8 protein-coding genes are annotated in these 6,642 nt (G+C 63.2%); 5 read left to right on the top strand and 3 right to left on the bottom strand.

Features of this window, described 5'->3' with window-relative positions:
- Both waaF and waaC read left to right on the top strand, forming a co-directional pair.
- Window positions 1–491: lipopolysaccharide heptosyltransferase II (waaF, locus tag EN750_RS12835; RefSeq protein WP_127396632.1), on the top strand; the 491-nt coding region annotated here is incomplete at its 5' end.
- Window positions 488–1,477 carry a lipopolysaccharide heptosyltransferase I gene (gene waaC, locus EN750_RS12840; protein WP_127396633.1) on the top strand — a complete coding sequence of 330 codons (990 nt, stop codon included), beginning with the start codon at window positions 488–490 and terminating at the stop codon, window positions 1,475–1,477. The genes waaF and waaC, both read left to right, overlap by 4 nt.
- A gap of 252 nt (window positions 1,478–1,729) precedes the next feature.
- On the opposite strand, the gene greA is transcribed toward waaC, so the two are convergent.
- Both greA and EN750_RS12855 read right to left on the bottom strand, forming a co-directional pair.
- Window positions 1,730–2,203: a transcription elongation factor GreA gene (gene greA, locus EN750_RS12850; RefSeq protein WP_013530066.1), complete on the bottom strand. Its 474-nt coding sequence runs from the start codon at window positions 2,201–2,203 to the stop codon at window positions 1,730–1,732.
- Between the two features lie 270 nt (window positions 2,204–2,473).
- On the bottom strand, window positions 2,474–3,013 hold the full coding sequence (locus EN750_RS12855) for a tetratricopeptide repeat protein (protein WP_127270421.1): 540 nt from the start codon (window positions 3,011–3,013) through the stop codon (window positions 2,474–2,476).
- A 141-nt stretch (window positions 3,014–3,154) separates the two neighbouring features.
- Here EN750_RS12855 and EN750_RS12860 point away from each other — a divergent pair, with 141 nt between their 5' ends.
- The 3 genes from EN750_RS12860 (at window position 3,155) to EN750_RS12870 (ending at window position 5,748) form a co-directional block, all read left to right on the top strand.
- Window positions 3,155–3,580, top strand: a complete 426-nt coding sequence (locus tag EN750_RS12860; protein ID WP_013530064.1) for a DUF3775 domain-containing protein — start codon at window positions 3,155–3,157, stop codon at window positions 3,578–3,580.
- Window positions 3,581–3,766: 186 nt separating this feature from the next.
- The gene (locus EN750_RS12865; protein WP_189526171.1) at window positions 3,767–4,825 is read left to right on the top strand and encodes an extensin family protein; all 1,059 of its coding nucleotides are present in this window, start codon (window positions 3,767–3,769) and stop codon (window positions 4,823–4,825) included.
- A 116-nt stretch (window positions 4,826–4,941) separates the two neighbouring features.
- The gene (locus tag EN750_RS12870; protein WP_127396635.1) at window positions 4,942–5,748 is read left to right on the top strand and encodes an extensin family protein; all 807 of its coding nucleotides are present in this window, start codon (window positions 4,942–4,944) and stop codon (window positions 5,746–5,748) included.
- A 12-nt stretch (window positions 5,749–5,760) separates the two neighbouring features.
- Here EN750_RS12870 and EN750_RS12875 read toward each other — a convergent pair whose 3' ends face one another.
- The gene (locus tag EN750_RS12875) at window positions 5,761–6,474 is read right to left on the bottom strand and encodes a gamma-glutamylcyclotransferase (protein ID WP_127396636.1); all 714 of its coding nucleotides are present in this window, start codon (window positions 6,472–6,474) and stop codon (window positions 5,761–5,763) included.
- Window positions 6,475–6,642: the final 168 nt, after the last annotated feature.

Consider the following 6,642-nt stretch of genomic DNA (forward strand, 5'->3'; position numbering starts at 1 on the left):
TCGTGGCCCTGATGCCCGGTGCGGAATTCGGCCCGGCCAAGCGCTGGCCCAGCGAAAGCTATGCCGGACTTGCCCGCGATTTCATGGGCAAAGGCTTGAAGGTCGCTCTGTTCGGCTCGAAGAACGACCGCGACGTGACGGCGGAGATCGCGGCCCTGGCCCCCGGCCTCGTCGATCTCGCCGGACAGACGCGGCTGGAGGACGCCATAGACCTGATATCAGCCGCGAGGCTGGCCGTGTCCAACGACAGCGGGCTGATGCATGTCGCGGCCGCCGTCGGCACGCCGATCGTCGCCGTCTACGGCTCGACCTCGCCTGAGAACACGCCGCCGCTGGGGGAACGCCGCGAGTTGGTCTGGCTTGGCCTGTCGTGCTCGCCCTGCCACCAGAAGGTCTGCCCGCTCGGCCACCTCAACTGCCTGAAGACGCTTGAAGTCGGCCAGGTCGCAGCAGCGGCGGACCGGCTGCTGGACATCCCGGCCGCGGCATGAAGGTGCTGATCGTCAAGACGTCGTCGATGGGCGATGTCATCCACACCTTTCCGGCCGTCGAGGATGCTCGTCGCAACCGCCCGGACCTGTCCTTCGACTGGTGCGTCGAAGAGGCATTTGCCGGTATCGCCACGCTTCACCCGGCGATCGATCGGATCCACACGGTGGCGATCCGGCGCTGGCGCAAGGCGCTGCTCGATAGCGGCACCTGGCGCGAGGCGGCCGCCCTGCGCCGCACCTTGCGCGATTGCCGTTACGACCTCGTCATCGATGCGCAAGGCCTCCTGAAATCGGCTGTGGTGGCAAGGCAAGCCGGCGCCCCCATTGCCGGCTTCGACCGTTCGAGCGCGCGCGAACCTTCTGCGACGCTGTTCTACGATGCCACTTATCCCGTGCCGCGCGACCTGCACGCCATCGAACGGATACGGCGGCTGTTCGGGCTGGCGCTCGGCTATCAGCCCGATCTTTCGACCCTGGACTCCGGCATCGTGCCGCCCGTCGGCACTCTGGCGGGCATCGCCGGAAAAACCGCCTTCCTGCTGCACGGCACCAGCCGCGAAGACAAGAAATGGCCGGCCGAAGACTGGATTGAAACCGCGCGCCTCCTGATTGAGCGGGGGATAACGCCGGTCACGACCTGGTCGAACGAGCGCGAGAAGGCCGTGGCCGAAGCCATTGCCAAGGCAGTGCCATCGACAGTTGTGGTGCCAAAGTCACCGCTGGCCGACATCGCTGCGTTCATCGGCCGCTCGGAACTGGTCATCGGCGTCGACACCGGGCTGACCCATCTCGCCAGCGCCTTCGGCCTGCCAACGGTTGCGGTGTTCCTGGCGACCGAGCCCGGGTTGACGGGTCCGCGCGGGCAATATGCGTCGACGCTTTTGGCCGCGCCCGGGAAGCGTGTGATGCCGGTGGAGGTGGTGGCGGAGGCAGAGAGGCTGGCGGGACTCCAGGTCCTTGGCAAGGCCAACGCTGGCAAGAATTGATTTATCAATCAAATCAATTTGCAAAGGCCAGCGCCGCCCCCCATCCGCCTGCCGGCACCTTCTCCCCGTATAACGACGGGGAGAAGAGAGCTGAACGCAAGGCCAGCGTCTATTCTGCTACGTTGAAAATCGGCGAAATCGTCGATGGGAGCATCTTTCTCCCCGTCACTATACGGGGAGAAATGCCCGGCAGGGCGATGAGGGGCGGCGCAAACCTCAGCTTAAAAGTCGCAGCCGCCCCCCTCAAATTCCCTAGATGAACTGCACTTGGACGATCTCATACCCCCTGGCACCGCCGGGCGCATTGACTTCGATGGCGTCGCCGACTTCCTTGCCGATGAGCGCACGCGCGATCGGCGAGGAGATCGAGATGCGGCCGGACTTCACGTCCGCCTCCTGGTCGCCGACGATCCGGTAAGTCTTCTTTTCCTCGGTGTCCTCGTCGACCAGCACCACGGTGGCGCCGAACTTGATCTTGTCGCCGCTGAGCTTGCTGACGTCGATCACTTCGGCCCGCGCGATATAATCTTCAAGCTCGTTGACGCGGCCCTCATTAAGGCTCTGCGCCTCCTTGGCGGCATGATATTCGGCATTTTCGGACAGGTCGCCATGCGAGCGCGCTTCGGAGATCGCCTCGATGATGCGCGGCCGCTCTTCCTGCTGGCGCCAGCGCAGTTCTTCCTTCAATGACGCGAACCCCTCGCCTGTCATCGGGACCTTGTTCATGATGCCTGACCTTTCCTGCTGCCACCCCCGCGTTTCGGGGAAAGCCTTGTCGATGGGTACAAAAAGAAAACGGGTCCGGCAGCCTCGGGCTAACGGAACCGTTTCACCGCAATTTCCCTGAATATAGCAATGTCAGCGGGTTTTTCACGCCCAAAAATCGGTTTTGCTAAAATCATCCCCGTTTTCATCAGCCAGGGCGTGAATGAGGCTGGGGGCAACAAAAAGCGGCCGCGATCGCTCGCGGCCGCTTGGAAGAGCCCTGGGATCTTTTTAGCTTCTCATGAAATGGTCGATCTGCTCGGCCAGCATGCCATATTCGCGCGAACCCTTGCCGGTCCGCTTCTCGATTTCCATCAGCTGTTGCCGGGCGCCGGCCAGATCGCCGATCTGCAGATGCGCTTCGCCGAGATATTCACGCACCAGCGTGTAGTTCGGATCGATGCGCAGCGCCTCCTCGTAATAGCCGAGGCCGACGGTGACGCGGCCGGAATGGCGGTGCGAATAGCCGAGATAGTTGAGGATGCGCGGATCCTGCTTGTTGGCGGCAAGGCTGAGCACGGCGATCGCCTCGTCATAGCGCCCGGCCATCGCCAACGCGTGGCCAGCATCATAGATGCTGTCGTCGTCGAGCATGCCCTCCTGGGGTGCGACGCACTTTTTCTTCTTCTTGTCCCAGACTTCGCCCTTCTTGCATTGGGTGACCGTCTGATCGCTGCCGCCACTGTCACCGCCGGCGGCGAACACCGGAACGGCAAGGAACTGCAGCGCGACAAGGGCAGTCGCCACCTGGATCAGCACTCTTTTATGCATCGAAGCCTCCTGGAGGGTGAGAATGCAACACTAACGCCGGACGGCTTGCGTTTCATCCCGGAAAATTGCGTGCGGAGAACATCAGGTGACGGATGCCGCAAATCCGCTATCATCCGGCAAACGACCTGAGGGAGACGGCCCTTGCAGCGGCGGCTTGAAAAGGACTGGGAGCTTTCGATCGGCCCCGACACTGTGCGCCTGTTCATCCTCAAGGCCAAGGCGCTGAGTGCGGCCGTCAATGAAGACTATGCCGATGGCGCCGAGCATGAGGTCGAGCTCGACGGCGAGTCCCATGTCAACCATCACCATGACGGCCTTGCCGAGGAAAGCTCCGAGAATCTGACCGAGGAAGAGCTGCGCGAACTGATCAACGACCTCAATGTCGATGAAGCAGCCGAACTGATCGCGCTGGCCTGGGTCGGTCGCGGCGACTACGACGCCACCGAATGGGCAGACGCGCTGGCGGCCGCGCGCGAACGCGCCAACAAGCGCACCGCAAAATACCTGCTTGGCATGCCGCTGCTCGCCGACTGGCTGGAGGAAGGGCTGGAAGCGATCGGTGCGTAACGGAGCGGTTACCGTTCGTGATGCGGCCGAGGCAACCACCTTGCGTCGGCGCCGTTGACGGCGATGGGGTCGCTTATCTTTTCCCGAACGTTCAGGATCTTGTTCGTCATGGCCGTCACGGCCTTGCTGATGATGCCGGCCGAGGCGAGACATCGCCATCGGCATCACGAGCCGTTGACGCCGAGGATAGAGCAGCCGTTGACTCCACGAGCCGAACAGCGCCTCAAACAGCGAGGCGGAAAGCACCTGAAACCACGAAGACACCGGTCGGTGACGCCGAAGCAGACACAGCAGAAAACGCAGTTGCGGCTGCCCTTGCCTGCCGATGTTCCGGTGCCTGGACCCAATATTCCGGTGCCCGAGCCACGCCCGACGGACACTCCAAAGGCCGACGCAGCAAAGACCGGGGAGCAGAAGAAAGGTCCGAACACCGCCGGCGCGCCCGACCGTAACCCTGAAGAAAAATCCCGCCAGGAAAAGCAGGCACTTCCCGAACCGCCGGTTCCCGAACCCTCAACCGATACGAAAAGCGAGCCGGAACCGCCGGCGGTCGCGCCAACGCCGACGCCAAAACCGGACATCGCGGAGCCCGAGGCTCAGCCGCCCACCGTTGCCCCGCAACCGCCGCAAAAGCCGGCGGACGCGGACGAGAAGAAGATGCTGCCCGATCCGCGCTCGGCCGATCTCCCCGATGAGAAAATGCCAGCCGAGGAAGTCGCCTGCCGCGAACGGCTGAAGACGCTCGGCGTCGAATTCGAAGAACACAAGGCGGAAAGCCAGCCCGAAATCGGCTGTTCGATCCCCTATCCCATCGTGCTGAAGGACCTTGGAAAGTCCGTCGCCATCGGCCCCGGAACCGAGCTCAATTGCAAAATGGCCGAGGCAACGGCGCGTTTTGCCGCCGATGTCATCCAGCCGGCGGCGAAAGCCGAATTCGGTGAGGACCTGAAATCGATCGGCCAGGCATCGGCCTTTGTCTGCCGGCCACGCAACGGCACCCGAGAACTGTCGGAACACGCCTTTGGCAACGCGCTCGACATCGCCAGCTTCACGCTGTCGGACGGCAAGAAGATCGAGGTCGGCCCGGCGCCGCCGGAGAAGGACGCCAAATTCCTCAACGCCGTGCGCAAGGCGGCCTGTGGACCCTTCAAGACGGTGCTCGGTCCAGGCGCCGATCCTGATCACTCCCTGCATTTCCATCTCGATCTCGAACCGCGCCGGCATGGCGGCACGTTCTGCCAGTGAGCATGGCTGATCCAGGCCGCGTGCCGCAATTCGGCCGCAGGCATGAACGCGGGCGCTGAGTTTTCCTTTACCCTTGATCGTTAAAATGCCGGATATCCATCAACGGGATTCCGCCAATGGCCGGCAAATTTCGGGCCTTGTTTTTCGCCACCGCGCGCCAGACAAAATATGCAGCAATGCTGACCGCCGGCCTGGCGCTGGCGGCGCTTTCCGCCTGCAACACCGGTAGTGTGCTGTCGCTGCAGCCAGCCGTCGACGTCGGCGCGCAGACGGCTGCCGTGCCGCAATATGCCGGCATGCAGAAGCTTGTCCCTTCCAATCCATACATGACGCAGGCCGCCTATCCGCGCATGGACGAGCCGATGTCGCCCGTCGAGCAGATGCCGGCCAGCGAAACCGACTGCCGGCAGCAATTGAAGCGTCTCGATGTCGCCTACACCGACCTGGCGCCGATCCATGAAGGCCAGTGCGGCATCGATTATCCGGTCAAGGTTTCGGCCATCGGCAACATCCAGATGAAACCCGCGGCAACCCTGACCTGCGACATGGCCGCCACCTTTGCCGGCTGGACGAAGAACGAGCTCGTCCCCTCCGCCCGCTGGCGCTATTTCTCCGACGTCAAGACCATCCACCAGGGCTCCAGCTATTCCTGCCGCAGGATTGCCGGCGAAGGTGTCCTGTCCGAGCATGGCAAGGGAAATGCGCTCGACGTCATGAGCATCGAACTCAACAATGGCGACGACATTGACGTGCGTAAGCCCGGCCTGTTCGCTTTCCGCACCCGCGGCTTCCTCAACAATGTGCGCGCCGACGGCTGCCAGTACTTCACCACCGTGCTCGGCCCCGGCTACAATTACGACCACCGCAACCATTTCCATTTCGACATCAAGAACCGCAAAAACGGTTATCGCGCCTGCCGTTAGGAAGAGATCAGCCTAATCGGCGCCACCGGTTGAAGCGGCGATCTGCCGTGCAACCAAGTCCTGGATGCGCCAGAGATTCCGGTCGCGGATGCCGCTCTCTTCAAGCTTGCTCACGGTCCTGAACAAATACTGCGCCGAAGAGCCCCAATGACCGGCAGCCCGCGCCAGAGTGTCGGCAACCTGCTCCAACGGCAACCGGCCGGCATAGGCGCTGCCGTCCGGCGCGGCGACGAAAGCCAAGGCACGCAGCGGCCCGTCCCTGGTCTTGACCTTGATCCAGCATGGCACGTTGGTTGGCGGGTTGGCATCGATCTCGCGGCGCATCAACTGGCCGAGTTGCCCGAAATGATCTTCCGCGGGCAGCCGATAGACGATGCCGTTGCAGCTGCCGCCTCGATCGAGCGCCAGCATCAGGGCCGGCAAATCGCGGGTTCCGCGCCAGCGGGTCAGTTTCAGGCAAAACGAGCGGTGCCGTCCCGGCGCCGTGGCCGGGCGCTGCTCGACATGGGCGAATTCGGGGTTCCAGATCAACGACCCGTAGGCAAAGACCCAAAGCGTCTCGGGACGATGCTGCGATAGCAGCTTGTCGACCAGGCCATCGAACTCCGCATCGGTGTGCTCGCTGGTTCCGGGCTCTGGCCCGGGATCAGGCTCGACACGCTCAACTTGCGCGACAAGCTCGGCGGTCAACGCCATTGGCTTGCGGCCTGCCAGCTTCCGCTCCATTGCTGCCCCCGCGAGGAAACGATGCCCACGATAGACCGGCGGCGCGCTGCTGGCCATTGATTTCCAGGGTCCGTCAGGCAACAGATACCGCACGGATCGGGCGGCGTTCATGAGCCAGCGAAGTTTTCGGCGACGCGTTGCAATCTGGGTGGCGACCTTGCTGGCCGC

The organism is Mesorhizobium sp. M7A.F.Ca.ET.027.03.2.1 (assembly GCF_003999175.1).
Lineage (GTDB): Bacteria > Pseudomonadota > Alphaproteobacteria > Rhizobiales > Rhizobiaceae > Mesorhizobium.

Bases quoted from the DNA above. Each gene is read 5' to 3' on its own strand.
- EN750_RS12875 (WP_127396636.1), bottom strand. From the start codon at position 6,474: ATGGAGCGGAAGCTGGCAGGCCGCAAGCCAATGGCGTTGACCGCCGAG.
- waaC (WP_127396633.1), top strand. From the start codon at position 488: ATGAAGGTGCTGATCGTCAAGACGTCGTCGATGGGCGATGTCATCCAC.
- greA (WP_013530066.1), bottom strand. From the start codon at position 2,203: ATGAACAAGGTCCCGATGACAGGCGAGGGGTTCGCGTCATTGAAGGAA.
- EN750_RS12870 (WP_127396635.1), top strand. From the start codon at position 4,942: ATGGCCGGCAAATTTCGGGCCTTGTTTTTCGCCACCGCGCGCCAGACA.
- EN750_RS12855 (WP_127270421.1), bottom strand. From the start codon at position 3,013: ATGCATAAAAGAGTGCTGATCCAGGTGGCGACTGCCCTTGTCGCGCTG.